We start from the raw sequence: 24,822 nt of genomic DNA, 5'->3' as shown, positions 1-24,822 counted from the left end.
GGATTGGCCTAAACTTTCGTGTTCAAATGCCGTTTTTAGATTATATTAATCCTAGTTAATATAGATGAATGAACTACACCAATGAAAGCCGTTAACGCACCATTAAACATACTTTGTTTTTCTCACCAAGCGGCGGGTTGTTAAGCTATGCCGGGTACGCATTACGATAGTGATCACTCTTTTTTAGAGGCGTTGCCTTTCGAGTACAAGAAGATCGCGTATAAGATTCTGCGCAGCAGTTCGTTGGAAATTATGCTGATGGACTTGAGAAGTCAGTATTCCAAACACTTTGAAGAATTTAAAGTAACGGAACCGTTGGAAGTCGATTACATCGAAAAGACCATTTGCGCCTGTATCGTTGCAAAAATCACTTCATTTTCTAAAGGCCTCTATATTAATGAAATCCATTTCCAGTTTTTGTTGGAGGTGCTTTATAAGGCTCTGGGTGTTCTTGTCGAAAGACCGGGGGCAGAAAATAAGGTCATCGACGCAATTCTGGTCGATTCGCACCCGAAAACACTTCATTGGATTAATAAAGACAAAAGCGATCACGGCAAACATTCTTTAGCGATTCGCAGCCGTCGCGAGAATACACGCCGTTATTTCCGTTATCAAGCCAATATGAGTTACCACTTCATTCGTATCGGTAACCATGAAAAGGTTGAGGAATTACACGGGGACATCTATAGTTCCGGAGTCAAACACTTCAATAAAATCGTGAATGAAAAGCTCGATACCATTGTCGTTAACTACTCTAAAAACATTCAGGCATCCTTACAGGATAATTATCCGGAAGCCCACGATTTATTCATGGTGGTTTTGGAGAAGTTGGAATATCTTCGTGAAGTGCTTAACGGTATATCCAACGGGGTTTTGGATATTAAAACGGCGATGCGTTTTTTAACCGAAAATATCAATAACGAACTGGATTACGCTTCGTTAAACGGCAATATTCGAACCGAATCTATTTTGCGCGATTTTGAAGAGAAGCTTAACCAGATCAACCGCCATACCATCACGTTGTTGGAAAATTCGACGCCGCATAAGTTATACGAAGGGCCGGTACTGCAGAAGTTAAAGATCGATCACGATATTCGCGGTTATGTCGAAAAGAACAAAAAGAACGGCTCCAAGTTATTGAAAGCCTTTATTGATCTATATCACTACACCCTGCTGATGGAGAAGGTTTACAACAACATCTCCAGCAGTAACTACATCATTATCTTTCCTGAATATTGGTCACAGGAGTATCAAGATATTTCGCCCGGTGGTTTTGCTTTCTTGACGGAATTTCTGGTGGAGAAAAACGATATTCTTGAACTTTTCTTCAGAATTGACGTTTCCACTTCCAATGGTGTCGAGGATTTCGAAATTATTCACCAGAGAGCCAAGGTGGTGCGCATCGAACCCAGAGCGGATTTAGGCCGTTATTTAATCGCTTGCGAGTTTATGACTTGTCCTGAAGAGACGGTCATGTTGATTAGCCATGCGATTCAAGGTCAAGAGGTGAAAGACGCCTATAACTCTTCTGGACTGTTAGACGAAGACGATGCTTTCGGCATTTAAATAATCGTTAACAATCTATGTTTCACCGGCGGTTGTAAATCGCCTCGTACTTTGGATTTATTTGTCGTCGAAAACCGGAATTCGAGTGGTTAAACGTGCTTGATCGATCTTTTCGCATAGGCTATCCATGCTCTCAATCAAGCGAGCGGTCGCACGGTGAAAACGGTCGGCATTCAGTTGGTAAATTTGTCCGTTTTTTACGGCAGATAGCGTTTTCCATCTTTGCCAATTTTCGAACCATTGCTTTTGCATGGATTGCTCGCCCCCCATTAAAATCACTTGCGGATCACGCTGCAAAACCGCTTCGATATTTACTTCGGCCGCTAACAGTGGTAAATCCGAAAAAACATTTTCAGCACCGCAAAGCTGCATGGCCTGACTGATAAATTGTCGTTGGTTGACTGTCATAAGAGGGGCATCCCAGATTTGATAGAAGGCGCGGATTTTATGGCGGTCTTGGTAGGTTTGGCGCAATCGTTCAAGAATATTTCGTAAACGTTTGGCTTCTTTATCGGCAATGGTCTCGGTCTGCAACAGTTTGCCGAAACGTTCGATTTCATTAGGTATATCCGTCAGTATTTGAGATTCCGACAAAATTACGTTGAATCCCAGTTGCCGTAACCGTTCGATGTCGGCGGTACGCGTCCCCGATTGCCATGCGATGATGAGATCAGGATTAAGTTGAATGATTTTTTCGATGGCAATGGCGTTATAAGCACCGACTTCGGGAAGGCTGGTCGCTTGCGGAGGATAATCGGAGTAGCTGACGCGGCCGACCAGTTTGTCGCCTGCACCGGCACTGTAAATCAGTTCGGTCAGGTGGGGGGCTAAGCTGATGACTCGATGGTAAGTCGGGCTGGGTGTTTGTGACCAGACTTGTTGGAGAGGAAGCAGGAGAAAAATAGCCAGCAACCATGTTTTATTCGGCATTGAGAGTCCTATCGATATTAATTGAAAGTGTTCGAACGGCTTTGAATCAATCGGTTTGCATGAAGTTTAACCTTTAGATAATAAAAAAGGGCAAAGTTTTGTTTGCCCTTTTTTGTTTTTAGCGACTAATGATAATAGCGATTAAAATTCACCGCGTAATCCGAAGTAGTACTGTCTGCCGCCGTTGGCATAGACGTATTCCGGATCGTTGTTGGAATCGAAGCCGACGTATTGAGCGACCGCACGAGTGTAATCTTCATCGAACAGGTTGATCGCTTTGGCATACAAGCTAAGTTGTTTGTTTACCTGATAATTGAGAATCAAATCCGTGACGAAGTAATCGCCGATCTGCGCACCGCCTTGATTGGCTAGATCGTACATGGTGCCGACATACTGGGTTTGTACATCCACAACCAAATTTGCGAAGCCGTAATAGGACAAACCGATATTGGCTGTTTGTTCCGGACGGCGTGCCAGCCATTGGTCATTGTCGTCTTTGGCCGTACCTTGAGCGTAGTTGAAACTGAAATCGGTATCGATTGTTTTAAAGTCTCTTTGATAGGCAACTTCGATGCCTTCAAACGTCGAGGTGCCGTCTAGGTTTTCGTAATAGTCGTTCGGCCAAAAACCGGCATAGTTGATCAAGTCTTCGGTTTCGGTATGGTAGAAACTCAGACTGAAATTGTCGATACCGACTGTCAGGTCGTAGCCGTTAGTGGTTTCCGGTTTGAGATCGGCCGTGGCTCCGTAGGTTAATTCAAACAGAGTCGGGGCGTTATATGCCGTACCGTAGTTGGCGCTGAAGTAGATCGACGGTTGAATGTAATGTTTTACGCCGAATTTACCGGTGATTTTGTCTTCGAAATCGCTGTAGCGATCGCTGCGCAAGGATTCGGTCACCACCCAGGTTTTATCGGCAAATTGATTGGTATTGCTTAGCGCAAGAGCCTGGTTATCGTATCGATCCGAGCTGTTTCGTTTAATGAACTCTTTGTGAGTGGCTGCAAATCCTAACAATTGATCCGGGGCATAGGCATAACCGCCTTTGACACCCATTTCGGTGATGTTTGCCTGGTAGTATTGTTCGATCTCGTTATCGCTTAAAAATAGATCGACATTGAAGTTGGGCTGTTGAAAACGGTACTGAATTTTTTTCAGTGTATTGCGGTAATCGACGCTGGCAAAATCGGTTTGATCGGGGTTGTTGCTCCAATCGTAATCGGTGGTGCCGCTGGCGATTTTAACCAGTGTTTCAAGACGGTGCTCCGGAGTAAAGTTCACGCCTAATTTGAATAGGGCATCGGTCTGTGAAAAGCCGTCGCTTTCATAATCCTCAGCATCGCCATTGTATGCTTTCACCGCACTGAAACCGTCGGACTGAATGTCGGAAACGCTAAACAAAAAATCCGCTTGATCAGAGGCTGCGGAAAGGGTCGCGGAGAGTTTTTTTGTATTGAGGCTGCCACTTTCAATCGCTACTTTCGCCGATGGTTCGTAAGCTCTTTTGGTCAGAATGTTGATTACGCCCGCACTGGCGTTGGCACCCCATATTCCGGATTGAGGACCTTTGATGATTTCGATTCGGGCTACATCGGACAGTAATAGGTTTCCTAGTAAAGCGCCCCCGGTTCCCATCGGATTTGTCATTTCGACACCGTCGACCAATATCAATGTACTGCGGTTGCTTTGACCGCGCATATGGATGGAGGTGGTTTGACCAAGCCCGCCGTAGGTGACGAAATTGAATCCTGCCTCGTACTTTAAGGCGTCTTCCAAACTGGTATAACCTTTAGATTCAATCTCTTCTTGAGTGATGACTTGGAAATTGGAAGTGATCGCATGCGTCGTTTGTTGAGTATGATCGGCCGTGACCATAACCGTGTTCAACGAGCTGGATGACGAGTCTTCGGATTCGGCAAAAGCTTGAGTAGCGAAAGAGGAACTTAGGGCGCTAAGCAGTGCCAAAGTCAGTGGGTTGAGTTTCATGGTGTTTCCTTCAATTCATGTTGTCTATGAACGAAGGCAAATGGGTCGTTTGTTTGACAAGAGTTATAGCCGGATAGGGCGTCATACCTCCATGTGAAATTCACGCCGCATTGCCCTCCGCAATCGGTTTGAGGTGATATGCAAAAATCACCTGAATTTCTCTGGCCGGTATCCGGGCTTAAGAGCGATTTCAGATTGCCTTCTCGGAATACACCAATGGCATTTCAATCTGTCTTCTCTATCACCGTTGCGGGGGCAGCGGAGGAGTGGGTCCGGTAAAAGACTTCACCTCACTTCCCGTTTAACTCATTTAAATCTATGGAATGAGCACCAGAAAACGCGCATTGTAAGGGTTTAGCGACAAGCTTGCAAATGACAATGTGCAAACAGTTCCGGACAAGCATGTCGTGAATTTAATGGGTCATCAAGCCGTTATGAGTGTTTTTAATCGATTTTTCCTGAATGGCATCATGGAAGAAACGATAAGTATTACGCTGCTTTTTCGCGCAATACATGGCCATATCGGCTCGTTTAAGCAGGGTTTCGCTGTTTTCACCTTCTTCAGGGTAAAGAGCGATTCCTATACTGCATCCGATGTTGCGTTCATTGCCGTTCAGGTTGAATGGATCCGTGAGCGAATCGATGATTTTTTGTGCTACATTTGCCGCGCCTGAATTCGTTTTGATGTCGGTGATTACGACGGTGAATTCGTCACCGCCTATGCGTGCGACCGTGTCCATTTGGCGTACGCTGGCTTGTAGCCTTTTCGAGACTTCTTGAAGCAATAAGTCGCCCATGGCGTGTCCCAGGGTATCGTTGATTTCTTTGAAATGATCCAGATCGATGAATAGCAAAGCAAATTGGAGTTGTTCTCGTTTAGCTCGAGCGAGCTCCTGATTGAGGCGATCCAAAAATAACGCTCGGTTCGGCAAGTTGGTGAGCGTATCGTAGTGAGCCATATGCTGTATCTGAAGTTCGGCTTGCTTGCGTTCGGTAATATCCCGATCGATGCCGCGGTAGCCCATGAATGCACCGTCGGCATCGAAATAAGGCACACCGCTGGTTTCCAGAACTTTTAGTCTGCCGTCTTTATGAGTGTTGGTGTTTTCTAACATCTGAATCGGCTGAAGTTTTTCGACGACTTTTAAGAACTCCTTGCCTGCATTTTCAGCTTCTTGCGGCGGCATAAATTCCAACGGGGATTTTCCTAATACTTCCTGAGGCGTATAGCCAAGCAGGGATTCAACTTGAGGGCTGACGTAAGTATAGATGCCTTGGCGGTTTATTTCCCATATCCAGTCGCTCGTGGATTCGAGCAGGGTGCGGAATTTTTCTTCGCTTTGCCGTAATGATTCTTGGGTTTTTTTACTGTCGGTGATGTCGAAAATAACACCGTCAATGTAGAGGAGTTTGCCGTCTTCACCGAAAACCGGCATGCCTTTTTCCTGCATCCAGCGAATTTCGCCGGTTTTTTGTTTTAGCCTGTATTCAACGGTAAAAGGGCTTTTTTCTATGATCGATTTTTCGACCAGGTTCAATACAGTAGGGCGGTCTTCATCGACAATGAGCGGATCAATAGAGCAAACTTCGCCGTTTGTCAGTTCTTCTACGGAATAGCCGGTCATTTGAAGCGGTAAGTCGTTGTAGAATTCCATGTGATAATTTTCGCGCACGAATACGCGATAGACTAAGCCGGGTAAATTTTGTGTCAACGTTCGATAGGCGAGTTCGCTTTCTTTGAGCTTTTGTTCCGCGATTTTTTGATCTGTGATGTCGCGGGCAATGCTGATCATATAAGGCTTGTCGAGTGCAACGACCGAGGCACGGACTTCAACCGGAAAGGTTGAACCGTCTTTACGGCGGTGTACTGTTTCGAATTGGGCGCTTCCGTTCCTTTTGATTTGACTTTCGATTTCAATAACCGTTTCTTTATTGAGGTGATGATCAATTTCAAATACTTCCATGGAAAGCATTTCTTCGCGGCTATAGCCCAAGTTTTGACATTCGGTTTCATTGACGTCCAAGAAATGAAAGGACTCTGGGTCAAGTACTTCAATGGCATCGCTGCTATGGTCTATCAGCGTGCGAAACAGTTTAAAACGCTCTTCGTTTTGTTTGCGTTCGGTAATGTCTCGAAAAACACCTAAAACATACGTTTTGCCGGCAAGTTGTATGGGCGCGGTGTTAATATCAGTATAGAAGGTCGAACCGTCTTTGCGCTGAACAGGCATGTCCGCAGCAAGTTTAATTTCACCCCGGGCCTGTTTGTCGAACTGTTCAAATACATACGGCCAATCGGCCTTGGGGTGAATGTCATGAACCTTGAGAGAGGTCAATTCTTCATGAGTGTACCCAAGCATTTCGCAGATCGCTGTGTTTCCGTCTATCAGTTGTTTGGTGTCGCTATTGGCTATGAGGATGCCGTCGAGGACACTGTCGTAAATGGCACGATGCTTTTTTTCCGATTCCTGCAAAAGGATTTCTACTTGTTTTCGTTGCGTAATGTCTTGAACGATGCCGTTGGAACGTATTGGTTTTCCGGATGCATCGAACTGATGATTGCAGCGTTCTTCGACGTATTTTATGCGCCCGTCTTTAAATAATAAGCGGTGTTCGGTCTGATAGCCTGTGTGGTTCTCCAGGGAGTCTTTGTACGCTTTATCAACCGCATCGCGATCGTCCGGATGGATTGCGTTTATAAACGCTTCATAAGAGGCTTCGAATTGTTTTGGATCGATTTCGAAAATACGGAAAATTTCATCGGACCACCATAACTTGTTACTGTTTAAATCAAGTTCCCAGCTTCCTAGACTCGCTAGATTTTCAGAGGCGTTCATTCGAATTGTCGACACATTGTTGAAGGAACGGTAGTCGGTTTCAGAATCCTGACATATTCGCTCTAAAATGTACTTTTTTCCGTTTAAATGCACCTTGTCAAATAGGACTTGCCTGGAAAACGTTGATCCGTCGGAAGTTTCAAAAGTCCAATCAAAAGCTTCGCTGTCATGTTTAAGGGTTTGGGTTAAACGGTATTCAAAGCGTTCGGATGAGTGTTCTCCGTTAGGTTGATGTCGGGGAGAAAAATCGGTCAGTGATTTGCCGATGACGTCTTGGCTTGATGTGAGTGAATAGAGCTCAAGCGTAGCCGGATTGCAGTCGATGTATAGACCGGTTTTCGGGTCGATAAGTGAAAGTGGTTGCCGGGTACCGTGAAACAGGACGTCAGATAATGATTTCTGCTGGGACGTTTCTGCTTGTTTTGGCATAACCTATTCAATCCTTGTAGGTTTTTGTTCGATCCGAATCGAGGGTGGGTAACTTTGCACAACTAATTAATTGGTCACCGACGGATTTTTACAAGATAAAACGTTGTCTCTAAATGGATGGTTAAGCTTATTTTGCCTTAAAGTGGAAAAAGTGCAAACTGGTATTTTTAATAGATGGATTAAGCGGATATTTTGATTTGTATTGCCTTTGATGGTTCCGTTCGATTGTAAGCAAGTTTAAAACGAACGGAACTGAGCAGGTTAAAAGTCGTGAATTTGATCGCCTTGCTTAGGAAGACGGTGGTGTGCACTGCGCCAGAATAATAGCCCGACTAGCCACAGAGCTAGCATCGCAATTGCCATTTCGGGAACCGAGGCATGGACGAAAGGAACCACCAGGAAGGAGACAAGCGCCATCATTCCCATTTGCATTAAACTTTGTAAAGAAGCCGCCATGCCGCGTTTTTCGGGTAAACAATCCAAGGCGAGTATGGCAAGTACCGGTAAACCGAAAGACAGGGCAAAGGCGTATAGGCTGAGAGTAGGAATAACGGTTAATATCTGCGGTGCCGTAAATAGCGCCAGAATCAAATTTATTACGACAGCGACCGCTCCGATGCTAAAGGATAAATGGAGCATTTTAGTCGGGGTTTGACGGTTGGATACGCGGTGCGAATAAAAGGAACCTAGCATCATGCCGCCGACCATAGGAACAAATTGCACCCAGAAGTCTTCGGCCCCGAGGTGAAGGTGATCGTATATCAGACTGGCGGAGCCTGCTATGTAGACGAACACGCCTCCGAATACGAACGATTGAGCGAGAACCAAGCGGATGAAAGTCGGGTGCTTTAAACTGTGTACGTAAGACGCATACAGCTTTTTCGGGGCGATTGATTGAACGTGTTCGGTTGACTGGGTTTCTTTTAGAAACAATCCGATCAGTAAGAAGGTGACAATGCCGTATGCAGTTAGAAACCAGAAGATACTTTCCCAGTCGTAATGATGTTGCAGAAAGCCTCCAAGGATTGGAGCGATGGCTGGTGCAATCGCAAACACCATCATAATCATGGCCATTGCTTTTTGTGCTTCCTGCGGGGGAAAAGTATCGCGGATCATCGCCCGTCCTGCAATGATTACTCCGCCGGCCAATACCCCTTGAAGCACACGGAAAACCATAAAGTAGTCAAATGTCGGTGCAAGAGCGCATCCGGCCGAGGCCAGTGCAAAACCTACTAGCGAGGTGATGGCAATGGCTTTGCGACCGAACTTGTCCGCTAGAGGGCCCCATACTAGGGTGGTAAGCGCAAAGGCGGCTAGGTAAGCTCCCATTGACGTCGACATCATTTCCCGGGAAACATGGTAATAGTTTTCGATTGCCGGAAACGAAGGTAGGTAAGTGTCGATTGAAAAAGGCGCAATCATATTACCTAAAGCGGCGAATAAAATAAGCAAGGTTTTGGTGTTGGATTTCAAGCGAATGCATCCTGTGTCGTCTACGGCTAATTCGTAGAGTTTTTATAAGTGTAATAATAATTACATCTTTTGATTTTACCATGCCTATTTAAATATTTTTCGACAAAGAGCGATTAAAAATAGCTTGGTGAAAGAAAGTAAGAGGGATGAATTTTTAAAATTGTAAAGCGGTAAGGCGTGACAATGGTTTTGTTACTTTATTTGATTGGGAGTATGTGAAAAGTTAATAAGAAAGGGGGAGCAGACAGGTCTTTTTTAGACCTGTCTGAAATTGCTCATGACTTAATTCAAGGGTAATTAGTCATTGTCAGGCGAAGAAGCGAGATTAAAAATCACTCCATTCATTGGACGATGGCTCTTCCTGTTTTCTAGTCGGGGCTGGAGCAGATTGCGATTTAACCGGTTTAGCCAGTGTTAAGGTCTCCGGTTTTGTCTCAATCGGTCTTTTTGTAGGCTGACTTGATGATTGATGCAAAACAACTCCGGTATTAAAGAACGACATATCATTACGTAATCCCGTAGCTTGTTCGCTCATACTTTCGGAAGCGGCGGAGGTTTGCTCGACCAATGCAGCGTTCTGTTGAGTGACGTGGTCAATCTGACTGATGGCCTGGTGAACCTGGCTGACACCGCGTGCTTGTTCGGCTGAAGCGGAGGCGATTTGTGAAATCATTTCCGCTACCGACGTAATGGAGCTATTAATGGTGTTAAGCATATCGCCGGATTGCGAGGCCAATTCGGTTCCTTCTCCGATTCGCGTCACGCTCTCTTCGATGAGCGATTTAATGTCCTTCGCCGCTTCGGCCGACTTTTGCGCCAAGGCTCTTACTTCACTGGCCACCACGGCAAATCCACGGCCGTGCTCGCCAGCTCGTGCCGCTTCAACTGCGGCATTCAAAGCGAGTAGGTTGGTCTGGAACGCAATGCCGTCGATCAAACTGACTATCTCGGATATTTTATGGCTCGATTCCTGAATAGCATTCATCGCCTCGATGGTTTTTTGCATGACCTGCACACCTTGGTTGGCTTTTCCTTGAACGTCTTCCGACAAATTCGCGGCTTCGGTGGCGTTTTCGGTGTTGTTTTGCACGGCAGTGTTCATTTCATCCATCGTGGCGGAGGTTTCTTCAAGCGAAGCCGCTTGTTCCTGAACACGCTGGCTTAAGTCAAGCGCGCCTTTGGTGACTTCCTGCGCTGCGTTGCTAACGACGTCGGAAGTGCTGACGGCTTCGGAAACGACTTCGATCAATTTTTCCGCAGTCTGGTTGATCGCTTCTTTCAATACCTGTAATTCGCCTTGGTATTCGGCGGTGATTTTTTGCGTCAGGTCGCCGTTTGATTGTCCGACCATAATACGGGTAATGTCTTGGATGGCATTTTCCAAAGAGTCCATCGAGTTGTTGACGCCATTCTTGAGTTTAAGCAGATCACCTCTGGCTTCAACCGTGATACGGTGCTGGAATTGACCTTGCTGCATTTGATCCATGACTTCAATGATGCCATTGATGGTCTGATTGATCGCGCCCAGTGCATTTTCGGTACGGGCTCTAAATTCACCGGCGACTTTTGGATCCATTTGGGCAGTGAAGTTTCCGTTATAAAGCGCATCCATGATTTTTCCAAGTTCGCTCATCATGAAGTCGACGCTTTCTGCGCTGCCGTTGACGCCTTCTTTCAGGGTGTGTAAATCGCCCTTAAGATCTGTGGTGACACGTTTATCGAATTCGCCGTTTGCAATGGCGCTGACAACCGTATTGGCTTCTTCAATAGCTTGTTGTGAGTTGATCAATAATGCATTGAATGCTTCGGCCATTTCGCCTAGTTCATCCTTTTGATGGATTTCCACGCGGTGTCTGAATTCACCTGTATCCGAAACGCGTCGCATGACTTCTGCTAATCGATGGATTGGGTTAACAATCAATCCGGTGATATATAAGCTGAATGCGATGGCAATGATACCGATGAGTACGAAGATGGTGATCATTGTAGCTTCAAGTTCGGCCTTGATTTCTTCGCGTTGTTGTTTTTGATCCGCTCGAATAGCGACAGCTTGATCAACCGCAGTACGCGCTTTATCTTTCATGGTTGCCGACAGTTGAATGGATTTTTCACGCAAGTCGAAATATTCGAAAAATGCCTTTTTGTATGCATTTACGCTGGTAGCGATGTCATCCATCATCTGCTTGTTTTCCGGACGGCTGAAATCTGCCTTTAGGTTCATAGCCGTTTTGTTGATATTGCCAATGAGTTGATTAATTTCATCGACATATTTTTGGTCTTTTCTGCGGATATAATTCTTTTCGGCAATTCGCATGTCTTTCAAGTCTTTAACGATGCGATTGGTCAAAGAGGCTTTTTCCATTTTGTTGACGATTTGATCGAGAGGGGCGTTGGCCTCGATTAAAGCTTGTCGTTGTTTCTTTTGTTCATCTCTGGCTCGATTGGATAGGTCTTCGATAATGCGCGCCTGAGTGACCATATCTTCTTCTGATTTTATCGATTGCTCTCTTACTTCGGTATAGTCTTTAAAGGCTTGAGCATATTCGTCAATGGCTTTATGGGTATTTATAGCCTGTTGCTTATTGGCGGGATCAGAAAAACGTGTTTCCAGATCGTTCGTGATTTCAATGTTGGTTTTTGCGAAGTTTTCGACTTCGGCCACATATTGGGGATCTTTTCTTCTGACATAGTTTTTCTCTGAAATACGTGAATCCAACATGTTTTTGATGATTTTATTCGCGGCACTGGCTTTATAAGCTTTGTCATCCAGATTGGTCATGCCTGATGTGATGGTAATGTATAAGATAACTAGAGAAATGGCGACAATCACTGGGATGAGCATCATTTTGTATTTTAGTTTTATATTTTTCACTTTAGTTCCTGGATTCGATCTAGCTTGGAGTGAGTTGTTAGGCTCGGGATTCATAATTTAATAAGAGAAGTGGTGTTTATTAATCACTAAGCATTTTTATGGCTATTCTATCGCTTTTTGGATAGTCAGAAAAAATAAACGGGAGAGGGGCACTTCGCTATATATTTGGATAGAAGTATATATTTATACACGTAGCTTTTTATGATTTTTTTATTAAACATTTTTTAAATTGATTGAATTAGCAAAATAGATTGCTTTCGAAGCCGGTGCCCGGAATCCTTTTTTATGAACAATGCGGGTGGTTTTAGAGTTGAGTGGTTTTTTATCGTTTTTTGAGGCCCTGAAACCCCGTGAGTTATTCTTGTCCCGTGTGGCTTTAGTGCTATAATTTGCCCTATTTCAATAGAGCCGCTTTGATTGCCGATTGTCATTGGCCGAAGTGATGTGGCTTGTTTTTTAAATTCAGTAGGTTTTTCCCCAAATGAGCAAAGTTGAAGCAACTGATCGTCCCGTAAATTTCATTCGTAACATTATTGATGAGGATTTGGCTAACCATAAGTACGAGTCGGTGCGCACGCGTTTTCCGCCCGAGCCGAACGGTTATTTGCACATCGGTCACGCGAAGTCGATCTGTTTGAATTTCGGGGTTGCTGAAGATTACAACGGTGAATGTAACTTACGTTTTGATGATACCAATCCGGCCAAAGAGGATATGGAATATGTCGATTCCATTCAAAAAGACGTCGCTTGGTTAGGTTTTAGTTGGCCGGGTACACCACGTTATTCGTCCGGTTATTTTGATCAGTTTTATAAGTATGCGGTGGAGTTGATCGGCAAAGGGTTGGCTTACGTCTGTTTCTTGAATGCCGAAGAGACCCGTGAATACCGAGGTACTTTAACCGAGCCGGGCAAGAACAGTCCTTACCGGGATACGTCGGTTGAAGAGAATTTAGCTTTGTTCGAGAAGATGAAGAACGGCGAATTCAAAGAGGGTGAGTGCGTATTGCGTGCCAAGATCGATATGGCTTCCTCTTTTATGTGTATGCGTGATCCGACGCTTTACCGTATTCGTTTCGAACACCACCATCAAACGGGCGACAAATGGTGCATCTATCCGATGTATGACTTTGCCCACTGTCTATCGGACGGAATTGAAGGGGTGACACACTCTTTATGCACGTTGGAATTCCAGGACAACCGTAGATTGTATGACTGGGTTTTGGATAATCTGGAAGATTTCCAGAAACCGGATCGTCCGTTTCAATACGAGTTCTCGCGTTTGAACTTGGAATACACGGTGATGTCGAAACGCAAGTTGCACCAGTTGGTTGGCGATAAGTTAGTCGAAGGTTGGAACGATCCGCGTATGCCGACGATTTCCGGAATGCGTCGCCGCGGTTATACACCGGCTGCAATTCGTGATTTTGCAGATCGTATCGGTATTTCCAAAGTCGACAGCATGACCGAAATGAATATTCTGGAAGCGGCGATTCGCGATGATTTGAATAAGGTAGCACCTCGCAGCATGGCGGTTATCGATCCGGTTAAGGTGATTATCGAGAACTATCCGGAAGATCAGGTTGAAGCTTTGATGGCGCCGGTACACCCTCAGAATGAAGCCATGGGCAAGCGTGAGATCTTTTTCAGCCGTGAATTGTATATTGATCGTGCGGATTTTATGGAAGTGGCGCCGAACGGCAAGTATCAGCGTTTGGCAATCGACAAGGAAGTGCGTTTGCGTAATGCTTATGTGATTAAGGCATTGCGTGCAGAACAGGATGCCGAAGGTAATTTCACTACAATTTATTGTAGCTACGACCCGGAAACACTGGGTAAAAACCCGGCAGACGGGCGTAAAGTGAAAGGGGTGATTCATTTTGTAGAGGCGACCAAAGCCTTACCGGCCGAATTCAGAATCTATGATCGTCTGTTCACGGTTGCCAACCCGGCAAAAGAAGCGGATTTCGAAGCGGTTATTAACCCGGAATCATTGGTGGTTAAAAACGGTTTCGTTGAACCTGGGCTGTTGAATGCCGAGCCTGAAAAAGCGTATCAATTCGAACGAGAAGGGTATTTCTGTCGCGATAATCAATCTGGCGATGCCATGGTGTTTAACCGCACGGTTGCTTTACGCGAAACTTGGAGCAGTTAATTCCGTTCAGTTATATTCTTTGTTCCGATAGGATGATGAAGGATTGAATATTAAAAAAGGCGTGTAACCCTATGGTTTCACGCCTTTTTATTTTAAATAATGGCTTGTGCCATAGTTCAATTCGGTTTTGTCGATTGTTCTTTACAGGCTTTTCACTCTGTCCAGCATCGCCTGTGCATGTCCCTCCGGACTGACTCCGTATATGGCTTCTTCAAGGATGCCTTGCTTATTGATGATAAATGTTGAACGGACGATTCCCATTTTGGAAACGCCGTTTTTTTCCTTTAGCTGCCAGACGCCGTAGTCTTCACAAATTTTTCCGTCGGTGTCCGCCAAAAGGTCGACTTCCAATCCGAACTTATCAATAAAGGCCTGATGACTTTCACAGGAATCTTTACTAACGCCTATCACGACTGAGTCTGCTGCGGCGAATTCGCTTGCAAGTTGAGTGAATTCGTTGGCTTCGATCGTGCAGCCCGGCGTATCGTCTTTAGGATAGAAATAAAGGACGATGTTTTTTTGTCCACTGAAATCGGCCGACGAGACCGTTTGGTCGTTTTGATTTGGCGCACTGAACTCGGGTGCGATTTGTTGAGTTTGGAGCATGGCCGGATACCTTTTATAGAATAAAAAAACAATCATACCCAATTCTATAAAGCTTGCGTAGAGGCAGGATAGGTTTTTCTGCGGGTTTGTTTTGAATACGCTAAAATGATTTTTCCCCTAAAATTCATTTCATATCGTTTCTAAATTAAAAAGGAATTTTGTGTGTCCTGGATTCTATCCAATAGACAGATTTATTTTTTTGCATTCGTTGTGTTATCAATTGGGTTGTCAATCAATGGATTACGCTATAGCTACCAACAGGACAAGCAAGAAGAGATTTTTCAGGAGCAGTTTCAAAAGAATGTTAATCAGTTCTTTTGGGCGATTCAACGTGGTATGTATACAGAAGTAAAACGATCAGACAGTTTGGCTTCTGTGTTTGAGTTAAACGACCGTCTTTCCCGTTCCGAATTTGAAAATTACGCCCGTGTATTAACGTCTACAAAACATTCAATTCAGTCGTTGGCCTGGCTGCCATTAATTAAGCGCGATCAGAGAGAGGCTTTTGAAGCTTCGGTTCGATTACAAGGATTTGAAGATTTTCAAATTAAACGTTTGCACAATGGAGTTTTGCAGTCCGCGCCGGTGGCCGAAGATTATGTTCCGGTCAAATACGTCTATCCGCTTGAGCATAATCGTAAAGCTTTGGGATTGGACATCTCATCGATTGAGGTAGAACGCGTTGCTTTAGACGCGGCTAAAGCTTTGAATCATGCCGTGCTTACGGCTCCTATTAATTTGATTCAAGACGAAAAGATAAAAATAACGACCATTCTTTTTAATCCTGTTTATGACTCATCTTCCGTAAAAACGTTGAAAGGTTATGTTGCGTTGGTATTGCGCATGGAAGATTTTATGAGTTTTCTTAAAAGGGATTTTAATTTGAATCCCAATGTCAAATATGCCATTAAGGACGTCACTGCCGAACCGACTGTTTTGATTGATGAAATCCTCCAAGGTCATAACTCTCCCGATCAGTATTTTAAGGCGACACGTCGATTTTTTATTGCAGGAAGGGCATGGCAGTTGAGCGCTACCATGGATCGTAAGCATTTTGAGGATTTAAGTGTCAGTGCGACATTGCCGGTCAAGCATCCATTGATAAACGGCATGATGATCAGCTTCATGTTAGCCTTGTTGGTTTTTGGCATATTACGTTATAAGCGGGAAACTTTTCGTAACGAAAAGAAATTTCAATTACAGAAGTGGCGTTACCAGCAGTTGATAGAGCAAAGTTCGGAAGGATTTTTCTTGACCGATGCCAATGCCCGAATAATGGGGGTCAACGAGACATCTTGTAATATGCTCGGATATTCGAGAGATGAACTGTTGAATATGGATCTCTCAATGTTGGATGCGAAGTACTCCCTAGAAGCAATACAAGAGATGATTGCAAAATTCAAGATCGGTGAGAAATTGCTGATAGAAAGCGTTCATAAGAGAAAAGATGGTACGGAATTCCCCATTGAAGTCAGTTCCAGTAAGTTGTTCTTGGACGATCAATATGTCGTGGTTTCATTTGTACGTGATATTTCAGAACGCGTCACTTATCGCGCTTTGTCGAGCGATAATACTCAATTACAAGCTGAACTGGAAAAGTATACTCAAGAATTACAGGAGCAGAAAAATGCTTTTGAAACCGTTTTCGAAAAATCGACGGACGGTATTTTCCTGACCGAAGGGCGCCATGTTATCGATTGTAACGAAGCGACTTTAAAAACTTTTGGTTATAGCAGTAAGGAAGAGTTCATCAAGCGTCCCAACCATCTCCTATCCCCGCCTTTTCAGCCGGATGGTGAAAGCTCTATGGTCAAGGGAAATCGCATGTTAAAAATTTGTTTAGAGCAAGGTTCGAATAATTTCGAATGGCTTAATATACGTGCTAATGGTGAAGTTTTCTGGACGGATGTGGTTTTGACGCGCTTGGAACTTTACGGCAGAACCATCATTCATGTGGCTTTCCGCGATATTTCAAAACGCAAGCAGTTGGAAGCGGAGCTCATTCAGGCGAAAGATTTTGCCGAGCGAGCCAACCAAACCAAGTCGGAGTTTTTGGCTAACATGTCCCATGAGATACGTACGCCTCTACACGGTATTTTAAGTTATGCCAATATGGGGGAAAGCCGGGCGGAAAATGTTCCAAGGCAAAAGTTAACGCGCTACTTCGAAATGATTGAGCGAAGTGCACAACGTTTGATGCACCTGTTGAACGAATTGTTGGATTCCACTAAATTGGAAACCGGTAAGATGGATTTTAATTTTTCTCGCCAGGACTTATTGAGTGTCATTGAATTAGCCGTCTCAGAGCAAGAATCGACACTTCAAGATAGACAGCTCACAGTCAGTTTGTCTACTAAACAGCTGGAGGCCTATTTTGATCGCCAGCGAATTGCGCAGGTGCTGGCAAATTTGCTGTCTAATGCAATTAAGTTCTCGAATGCGGGAGGGGGCGTCATTATTGAGCATAAGCCTTATAATGATGGTTTTGTTATAGTAGCGGTTTCCGATCAGGGGCCGGGTATTCCGGAAGAGGAATTGCTGTCCGTATTCGATAAGTTTGTGCAAAGCCGTCAGCACGATTCGTCTATCACGGGAAGCGGTTTGGGACTGTCTATCTGTAAAGAGATTGTCGAGGCCCATGGTGGAGAAATTTGGGCAGAAAATTTACCGGAAGGCGGGGCTGTTTTTAAGTTTACGTTACCCGTTTCCGAAGTTGTAATGAAGAATAAAATCGAATAAATCGATGAGCTATCCGAATGAATGAAAAACCGTATTTATTGGCAGTGGACGATGAGTTAATCAACCGTTATGTGTTGGAAGACTTATTGGAAGAACACTACGAATTTAGCTTGTTGCAAAGTGGGCAGGCGTGTCTGGATGCCGTTCAGCAGCGTAAGCCGGATTTGATTCTATTGGACATCGATATGCCGGGAATGGATGGATTCGAGGTCTGTTATCGTTTGCAGAATAATCCGGAAACGTGTGATATTCCGGTTATTTTTCTGACGGCAAAAATCGAAGTGGCGGATCAAAAAAAAGGTTTCGAAATCGGTGCGGTGGATTATATTACGAAGCCGTTTACCGAACCTTTGTTGCTTGCCCGTATCCGCACGCATTTAAGTTTGTCACGTTCCAAGAAACTGCTGGCGAATCAAAATTCCGAATTGAACAAAGAGCATACCTATATTGAAGATATCCTCTTGAATATGCGGGATGATGCTCAGTTTGTACATGAAAATTTACAGTTATTAATGACGCCGTTAAAGCGCACTAATGGTGATTTAGTGCTTTCTACCCGTGCTCCTGGCGGCAATCGTTACCTGTTAATTGGTGATTTTACGGGGCATGCATTGCCGGCGGCACTCGGTGGGCCTTTGGTGTCGGCTCTGTTTTATACGTTGGCCGAACAAAAGGTTCCGCTTCAGCAAATTCTTCAAGAGATTAATAATCAGTTACAGAAAAAAATGCCGGTGGAATTATTCATGGCCGCTTTGGTTATGGAGTGGCAAGTTGAAGAGAATCGTATTTTGACTTGGAATTGCGGTATGTCCGAGTTGTTTCATTATCGTAACGGGCAATTGATCGATTCGGTTGAATCGTCGAACATGGCGCTGGGCATTCTAAAGCATTCGGAACCTTTACCGCCTTCGGCGATTTTGGAATTGCAAAAGGACGATCGTTTGTTTGCCTATTCCGACGGAGTCATAGAAGCACGTTCGCAGGACGGCGAGATGTTCGGTAAAGAACGCCTAAAGAAGCTTTTGCATGCATTGCAACTTGAAGGCGGGAGTTCACTGGATTTTATTTGTGAAGAACTGAACCAATTTGCCGGAGAGCAGGGCTTGCACGATGATGTGACTTTGATTGATTTGAAAATCTGATCAAATTTTTGCCTTTAATGTGCTTAATCAAGACGTGTAAATACCTTTTTTGCAAACATTCCTTTAAAATGAACGGCTTGCCGGTTATTTATTCAAATCTCCCCTCACTTTAGTATTGTTTTGTAAAGTTGGTCGGATTATTGCTTTAACCGCTTTAAAAATACTAAAACGAAACAACTGAGATGCGTCATACGCAAAAAATCATAGGAACACTTGGTGATGGTCAAATTTGATTTTAGAGAACCTAGTATATTAAGGAATCTGTTTTGGGCCTTTATGGCTTTCGGATTTGTTATGGGAATTGCCTTTCCATTTTTTGCGGATTTTTTCGTCGAATGGAAAGAGGGGATGCTAATCTGGTTTATATTGTCCTGTATCATCGCGGGAACCAGTATCGGATTGTTTAACTTTTGGCTGGTCAATAAAATGCTGTTGAGACGTTTGAAGCGTATCGCAGATGTCGCTAACGCCATTAGTAACAACGATATTTCCCATACTTGCGTGATGCAAAGTAATGATTTTATTGGAGATATGGCGAAGAGCTTTAATTTGATGTCCCATAACTTACGCACCATGATTACGCGTATCTCCGATGTGACTCAGCAGCTTAATAATGCCTCTGGCGAAATGGTAACGGTAACCCAATCCACCCAGAGCGGCGTAGAAAAACAGAAGCAGGATACCCAGAGTGTCGCTAATGCGATGGAAAGCATGAATGATGCGGTAATGGAGATGTCCAATCAGGCTCAGGCGGCATTAAATTCCGCAAGTGAAGCGAGTTCGGCAACGGCCAAAGGGACTAAAGTGGTCGGTGATACGGTTTCTTCTATCGGCATGTTGGCGCAAGAGGTCGAGCAGGCTGCCGGTGTCATTAAGCGCCTTGAGCAGGACAGCGAAACCATTGGTACCGTATTGGATGTGATTAAGGATATCGCCGAGCAGACCAACTTGTTGGCGTTGAATGCGGCAATCGAAGCGGCGCGTGCCGGCGAGCATGGTCGAGGCTTTGCCGTGGTGGCGGATGAAGTCCGAATTCTGGCTAGTCGTACTCAAGAATCCACTAAAGAGATCGAGTCGACGATCGAGCGTCTACAAGTGGCGTCCCGTGAAGCGGTCGGAGTAATGAATCGCGGCCGCGAGCAGGCACATAAGAGTGTCAGTCAAGCGAATGAGGCGGGGAATTCGTTAAAAGCGATCGATATTGCCGTAAATACCATTAACCAGATGAATAGTCACATTGCTTCGGCATCGGACAATCAACGTCGTCAAGCGGCTGTCGTTAATGAAAATGTTGAACATATCAGCGAAGTGGCTCAAGATGTTGCCGCCGGAGCGGCAAAAACGTACGATTGCAGTTCTCAGGTTGGCCAGTTAGCGGTACAGCTGAGTAAGCTGATCGGTCAATTCAAGACGAAATAAATGTAATCGATCTTCTCTGAACTGAAAAAAGGGAATCTATATAGATTCCCTTTTTTTATGTCTATTGAATCATGTCGATTAAATCATCTCGATGAAACGGAACCGTGGTGATTGTATAGATTCCCACTTTTAAATATAGCGAATACGAAAGGATCGGCCTTTGAGTTTGCCTTGCGCTAATTTATCCATTGCCGCTTTGACGGCATCGCGTCTGACGGCCACATAAGAACGGTTATCGAAGATCTGAATTTTGCCGACTTTGCTACCGGCAATGCCTTTCTCTCCGGTTAAGGCACCCAATATATCTCCCGGGCGCACTTTCTGTTTTTTCCCACCGTCAATTTGTAACGTCGCCATAAGCGGTTTGCTTGGAGGATTGCCTAAAATTTTATTTGAAGGCAACGCTTCCGGTTCGATTGACTGTCCCAGATACTCGCTCAGTAGCGCCATTTTATAGCTTTCCTTGTCACTGTACAGCGAGCAGGCAATTCCTTTGCTTCCGGCGCGTCCGGTACGACCGATACGGTGCACATGCACTTCGGTATCACGTGCGATATGGTAGTTGATCACCGCATCCAGGTTGTCGATGTCCAGGCCGCGTGCAGCCACATCGGTGGCGACCAGTATCGAGACACTCTTATTGGCAAACTGTACCAGAGTTTGATCGCGGTCTCTTTGTTCCAAGTCGCCATGCAAGGCAAGCGCACTGAAACCATAACCCACTAATTCATCCGCTACTTCTTGAGCTTCGCGTTTGGTGTTGCAGAAAATAACGCTGGATTCCGGAGTGTGATGTAAAAGCAGCAAGCGGATGGCCGTCATACGTTGTTCATCATCGTCTACTTTATAAAAGTGTTGGCGAATACTGGTGTTGTCGTGGGTGGACGCCGCTTGCGCCATGACCGGATCGTTCATGATGCGTTCGGAAATCGCCTGTATCTGTTCCGGATAAGTTGCGCTGAAGAGCAGCGTTTGGCGATTTTTCGGCGTGAGTTCGATAATGGCGTCCAGTGCCGATTGAAAGCCCATTTCCAACATACGATCGGCTTCATCCAATACCAACATGTTCAGGTTGTCTAGTTTCAATGTCCCTTTACGCAAATGCTCTTCAACGCGTCCGGGCGTACCGACAATAATATGGGCGCCGTGTTCCAGTGAGCCGATCTGAGGACCGAAAGGCATGCCGCCGCATAAGGTTAGTACCTTGATGTTGTGAATGGTTCGGGCAAGTCGACGGATCTCTTTAGCAACTTGGTCGGCGAGCTCCCGGGTAGGGCAGAGTACCAGTGACTGTACCTGGAAACGTTTGACATCCAATTTGGAGAGTAAGCCTAAAGAGAATGCGGCTGTTTTACCGGAACCTGTTTTTCCTTGAGCGATCACGTCTTTTCCCGCCAAAATGGGCGGTAGACTTTGAGCCTGAATCGGAGTCATGCTGTCATAACCCAAGGAAGTCAGGTTCTTAATCAGATCGGCATGCAGTTTAAGGGAAGAAAAAGCGTTATCGCTCATAGGGGAATCCTTGTGGTAACGGCTAACGTGCAATGAGCCGTAGAAACTATTTAGCGCTATTTTGTCATTTAAAAGCCCAGCGCAAAAGCACTAATAAAAAAGGCGAGACCAAAATGGCCTCGCCTTTTAAATTCCCTCAATCCCCGCAATGTGGTTGAGGCCGGCCTGTGATATCAGGCCAAATAGCGTCTTAAATTAAAGCGCTACGATGTTCTCTGCCTGAGGACCTTTTTGACCCTGAGTAACAGTGAATTCAACTTTTTGACCTTCAGTCAAAGTTTTGAATCCAGTACCAGTGATTGCATTGAAATGTGCAAAAACATCTGGTCCATTTTCTTGTTCGATGAAACCGAAACCTTTTGTTTCGTTGAACCATTTAACGGTGCCTGTAGTTGTATTAGACATAGTAGTATCCTATAAAAATTTTAAAAAGTAATTGGCCTTCAAAAAGGCTTACGGATGGAAATGTGGTTATTACTTATGAAGAACAGGACTAGACTAAAAAGACATCGAAATGGAACGCATAAATAGAAGACAAACTTCCAACTCGATTGACTATACTCTGATTCCCAATTAAGTCAAGGACTTTGTCAGATATAAAAGTTATTTATCGTGACGGTTCGTACGGCGTTCTAAAATTTGAGTAGCGCGTTCTTTAAATTAAACCGAACAAGACCGTTCGGTTTAATTATCGTTTTGTTTGTTCAGACGGTTGGTGTTAGATGTACCCCAGCAGGTCATGGAATATGGTGACCAGGATTTCGAATGCGATCAACCAGATAATGATCCACTCAAGCAGGGATGAGTGTTTATGTTTCTGTTCTTCGGCCATCATATCGAACAGTTCATGGATCGTTTCCAGTTTTTTACTGAGCACCTCAATCCGTTGTTTGATTTCCAGATAATCCGAAACCATAACGTATAAATGATCCAGTTCCGGATATTCCCAGAAGAAATCGGGAACGTCCAACAGGTCGTAGTTGAGCATGATGTTGCTTTTGGTGATAAACAAACGGCCTCTAAGTTTCGCTAATTGGTTTCCAGTGAGTTTGGATGCTCCGGTATCGGCGATGTTCTTGGGAATATAGGCGGTGTCGTTGATAGTTTGCTGAACCAGGTATTCGAACTGTGCCAGTTTAGTGGACTGGGCGATACCGTGTGAGATTGCCAAGCGCGTCATGGTTTCATCGTCGCATAACGAGATATGATCGTCTTTGATGGTAAGTTTTTCCGAGTTAAGCGAATAGGTGAACTCGTCTTCGACCAAGTAGTCCAATGTATTGACGGCGTAGGGTTCGAGTTTATGCAACAATGCCAAACGATCGGAGGCTTCCACGTTGAAAAAAACCACGACGCCGTAATCGAAAATGAAGACGTCTCCTTGTTTCCAGTCGATATTCAGTACTTTGCGATAAGCGGTGCAACGCAGGTTTTCAAGCAGGTGCTGTTGCAACGCTTCAAAATTGAAGTTGGCGCAGTAGCTTAAAGCGTAGATGTCGTGATTCACACTCATGTTTTGTATCCTTTGGATTTCATGGGTTGTGTTAGGTTAACGGCCTTTAGTTTCCAGGCGGCGTAAAAATTCTTTCATTATTTCGGTATACAGTTCATCGCCGAGGTATTTATCTTCGACGTCATATTCGATACTGGGGTTGTCGTTCACTTCAATAACGACCACTCGATCGCCGGACTGTTTCAGGTCGACGCCGTAAAAACCGTCTCCTATTAGTTTAGTCGCCTTTGAGGCGACGTCCAGTACTTGTTTAGGCGTTTCGAAAATCGGCAAGGTATCGAACATGCCGGATTGGGTATCCGCTTCGATGTCATGTTTATAAATTTGCCAATGATCGTCCACCATATAGTATCGACAGGCGTAAATAGGTCTGTTATTGAGTATGCCGATTCGCCAGTCGTATTGAGTGTACATGAACTCTTGCGCCAACAGCATGGCCGACTCTTTCAAAAGTTGCTTTGCCTGTTTCTCCAATTCTTCCGCCGTTTCTACTTTGATAACGCCGCGCGAAAAAGAACCGTCGGGAATCTTAAGCACCATCGGTAATCCGATCTTGGTTTGCAGGTTTAGTAAGGCGCTTTTACTCGGTTGGTTCAGAATTTCGGTTTTCGGCGTCGGGATATTATGGGTATTGAACAGATCCGCAAGATACACTTTATTCGTACAGCGAAGTATCGACGTCGGATCGTCAATCACCACCAAGCCTTCGGCCTCGCCTTTTTTAGCAAATTGATAGGTGTGATCGTCCACCGCCGTCGTTTCGCGAATAAACAAAGCATCGTATTCGGCCAGTCTCATATAGTCTTTGCGGGTGATGAATTCGGTGGCAATGCCCAATTTATGGGCGGCTTTGGTAAACAAACTTAATGCCTTGGCATCGCTTGGCGGCATGGCTTCGTCAGGGTTGACCAGAATCGCCATGTCGTAGCGGTAGGTTTTGTTCGATTTAGGTTTACGCCACATTTTAAGGCTGAATTTTTCAAACGCATTGGCAAACGCTTCTTGTTCCTGTACATCGGACAGAGCGCGCAATGAAATCGGTTTGACCTGTTTGATTTGCCACTGGTGTTTAAAGATCAGGGTGATTTCAAGTAACGGGCACGGAAACTTTTCGAAAATCATTTGCGCGAGTTTCGAATGGTTTTTATCCAATGTCTGGCCGAACCAACAACGGAAAGTCAGCGTATCGCCTTCTTCACCGTTCGGAATTCGTTTGATAGGTTTGTCGGTTTTTTCCAGTTGAATCGCCGATAAGGATTTGCGCCCCAAGTCATTGATCGTGGTGATCGACGGAAAGACGTGATGGCCGCGCGCTTCGGCTAAAAGCGAGCAGTAATACCCGGTTTTAAGGTAACGGTAATCACGGCAAAGGTTAATGATGCGTACACGTTTTTTGTCGGTGTTTTGGACACGCTGCAAGTAGTCGTCAAAGGTGATGACATCCTTGCTGGGATAGTAGGGCTGCCAGTCTTTAAGGTTCTCAACCACTACATAAAAGTTGCTCATTTTCGGCTCCGAAAAAATAGGATTTTCAAGTTGCTTTTTACAGCAGAAAAACCAAAAGCACAATACCCTCCGAATAATAAAAATGTTGCTTGTCAGCGGATAAAATTACGCGGTATGATTCAGCTTTCTTAATGGGGTTT

15 protein-coding genes and 1 riboswitch are annotated in these 24,822 nt (G+C 44.7%); of the genes, 5 read left to right on the top strand and 10 right to left on the bottom strand.

Annotated features, from left to right (window positions below; genetic code table 11):
• Positions 1-147 precede the first annotated feature (147 nt).
• Positions 148-1,566 (top strand): PilZ domain-containing protein, encoded by a 1,419-nt coding sequence (locus tag ABY044_RS04880; protein ID WP_373018749.1) that lies wholly within the window; start codon positions 148-150, stop codon positions 1,564-1,566.
• A gap of 57 nt (positions 1,567-1,623) precedes the next feature.
• On the opposite strand, the gene ABY044_RS04875 is transcribed toward ABY044_RS04880, so the two are convergent.
• The 5 genes from ABY044_RS04875 to ABY044_RS04855 form a co-directional block, all read right to left on the bottom strand.
• The gene (locus ABY044_RS04875; protein WP_373018747.1) at positions 1,624-2,496 is read right to left on the bottom strand and encodes a cobalamin-binding protein; all 873 of its coding nucleotides are present in this window, start codon (positions 2,494-2,496) and stop codon (positions 1,624-1,626) included.
• 141 nt (positions 2,497-2,637) lie between these two features.
• A complete protein-coding gene (locus ABY044_RS04870; protein WP_373018745.1) occupies positions 2,638-4,482 on the bottom strand; it encodes a TonB-dependent receptor plug domain-containing protein in 1,845 nt (614 codons plus the stop codon).
• A gap of 145 nt (positions 4,483-4,627) precedes the next feature.
• Positions 4,628-4,832, bottom strand: a riboswitch (cobalamin riboswitch).
• A 63-nt stretch (positions 4,833-4,895) separates the two neighbouring features.
• Positions 4,896-7,748, bottom strand: a complete 2,853-nt coding sequence (locus ABY044_RS04865) for a PAS domain S-box protein (protein WP_373018743.1) — start codon at positions 7,746-7,748, stop codon at positions 4,896-4,898.
• Between the two features lie 261 nt (positions 7,749-8,009).
• Positions 8,010-9,221 (bottom strand): multidrug effflux MFS transporter, encoded by a 1,212-nt coding sequence (locus tag ABY044_RS04860; protein ID WP_373018741.1) that lies wholly within the window; start codon positions 9,219-9,221, stop codon positions 8,010-8,012.
• A gap of 325 nt (positions 9,222-9,546) precedes the next feature.
• The gene (locus ABY044_RS04855; RefSeq protein WP_373018739.1) at positions 9,547-12,093 is read right to left on the bottom strand and encodes a methyl-accepting chemotaxis protein; all 2,547 of its coding nucleotides are present in this window, start codon (positions 12,091-12,093) and stop codon (positions 9,547-9,549) included.
• A gap of 481 nt (positions 12,094-12,574) precedes the next feature.
• Between ABY044_RS04855 and glnS the strand changes: the two genes are divergently transcribed.
• Positions 12,575-14,245 (top strand): glutamine--tRNA ligase, encoded by a 1,671-nt coding sequence (gene glnS / locus ABY044_RS04850; protein ID WP_373018737.1) that lies wholly within the window; start codon positions 12,575-12,577, stop codon positions 14,243-14,245.
• Positions 14,246-14,386: 141 nt separating this feature from the next.
• Here the strand turns inward: glnS and ABY044_RS04845 are convergent, their stop codons facing one another.
• Positions 14,387-14,851 (bottom strand): peroxiredoxin, encoded by a 465-nt coding sequence (locus ABY044_RS04845; protein WP_373018735.1) that lies wholly within the window; start codon positions 14,849-14,851, stop codon positions 14,387-14,389.
• Positions 14,852-15,013: 162 nt separating this feature from the next.
• Between ABY044_RS04845 and ABY044_RS04840 the strand changes: the two genes are divergently transcribed.
• From ABY044_RS04840 to ABY044_RS04830, 3 genes are all read left to right on the top strand, one after another.
• Positions 15,014-17,590: a CHASE domain-containing protein gene (locus ABY044_RS04840; protein ID WP_373018733.1), complete on the top strand. Its 2,577-nt coding sequence runs from the start codon at positions 15,014-15,016 to the stop codon at positions 17,588-17,590.
• Positions 17,591-17,607: 17 nt separating this feature from the next.
• Positions 17,608-18,732 (top strand): PP2C family protein-serine/threonine phosphatase, encoded by a 1,125-nt coding sequence (locus tag ABY044_RS04835; protein WP_373018731.1) that lies wholly within the window; start codon positions 17,608-17,610, stop codon positions 18,730-18,732.
• A gap of 294 nt (positions 18,733-19,026) precedes the next feature.
• Complete coding sequence (locus tag ABY044_RS04830) at positions 19,027-20,151, top strand: methyl-accepting chemotaxis protein (RefSeq protein ID WP_373018729.1); 1,125 nt, start codon at positions 19,027-19,029, stop codon at positions 20,149-20,151.
• Between the two features lie 129 nt (positions 20,152-20,280).
• Here the strand turns inward: ABY044_RS04830 and dbpA are convergent, their stop codons facing one another.
• From dbpA to ABY044_RS04810, 4 genes are all read right to left on the bottom strand, one after another.
• On the bottom strand, positions 20,281-21,663 hold the full coding sequence (gene dbpA / locus ABY044_RS04825; RefSeq protein WP_373018727.1) for an ATP-dependent RNA helicase DbpA: 1,383 nt from the start codon (positions 21,661-21,663) through the stop codon (positions 20,281-20,283).
• Between the two features lie 195 nt (positions 21,664-21,858).
• On the bottom strand, positions 21,859-22,068 hold the full coding sequence (locus ABY044_RS04820; RefSeq protein WP_373018725.1) for a cold-shock protein: 210 nt from the start codon (positions 22,066-22,068) through the stop codon (positions 21,859-21,861).
• Between the two features lie 313 nt (positions 22,069-22,381).
• Entirely contained in the window at positions 22,382-23,176 is a 795-nt protein-coding gene (locus ABY044_RS04815) for an RMD1 family protein (RefSeq protein WP_373018723.1), read from the bottom strand.
• A gap of 36 nt (positions 23,177-23,212) precedes the next feature.
• Positions 23,213-24,682, bottom strand: a complete 1,470-nt coding sequence (locus ABY044_RS04810; RefSeq protein ID WP_373018721.1) for a RimK family protein — start codon at positions 24,680-24,682, stop codon at positions 23,213-23,215.
• Positions 24,683-24,822 lie beyond the last annotated feature (140 nt).

Source organism: Thiomicrorhabdus sp., from assembly GCF_041583835.1.
GTDB lineage: Bacteria > Pseudomonadota > Gammaproteobacteria > Thiomicrospirales > Thiomicrospiraceae > Thiomicrorhabdus.
The sequence above is the reverse complement of the archived record's forward strand: the minus strand, read 5'-3'. Positions and strand labels throughout refer to the sequence as shown.

Coding starts and splice junctions, on each gene's coding strand:
- ABY044_RS04870 (WP_373018745.1), bottom strand. CDS start 4,482: ATGAAACTCAACCCACTGACTTTGGCACTGCTTAGCGCCCTAAGTTCC.
- ABY044_RS04835 (WP_373018731.1), top strand. CDS start 17,608: ATGAATGAAAAACCGTATTTATTGGCAGTGGACGATGAGTTAATCAAC.
- glnS (WP_373018737.1), top strand. CDS start 12,575: ATGAGCAAAGTTGAAGCAACTGATCGTCCCGTAAATTTCATTCGTAAC.
- ABY044_RS04815 (WP_373018723.1), bottom strand. CDS start 23,176: ATGAGTGTGAATCACGACATCTACGCTTTAAGCTACTGCGCCAACTTC.
- ABY044_RS04880 (WP_373018749.1), top strand. CDS start 148: ATGCCGGGTACGCATTACGATAGTGATCACTCTTTTTTAGAGGCGTTG.
- dbpA (WP_373018727.1), bottom strand. CDS start 21,663: ATGAGCGATAACGCTTTTTCTTCCCTTAAACTGCATGCCGATCTGATT.
- ABY044_RS04845 (WP_373018735.1), bottom strand. CDS start 14,851: ATGCTCCAAACTCAACAAATCGCACCCGAGTTCAGTGCGCCAAATCAA.
- ABY044_RS04820 (WP_373018725.1), bottom strand. CDS start 22,068: ATGTCTAATACAACTACAGGCACCGTTAAATGGTTCAACGAAACAAAA.
- ABY044_RS04865 (WP_373018743.1), bottom strand. CDS start 7,748: ATGCCAAAACAAGCAGAAACGTCCCAGCAGAAATCATTATCTGACGTC.
- ABY044_RS04875 (WP_373018747.1), bottom strand. CDS start 2,496: ATGCCGAATAAAACATGGTTGCTGGCTATTTTTCTCCTGCTTCCTCTC.
- ABY044_RS04810 (WP_373018721.1), bottom strand. CDS start 24,682: ATGAGCAACTTTTATGTAGTGGTTGAGAACCTTAAAGACTGGCAGCCC.
- ABY044_RS04830 (WP_373018729.1), top strand. CDS start 19,027: ATGGGAATTGCCTTTCCATTTTTTGCGGATTTTTTCGTCGAATGGAAA.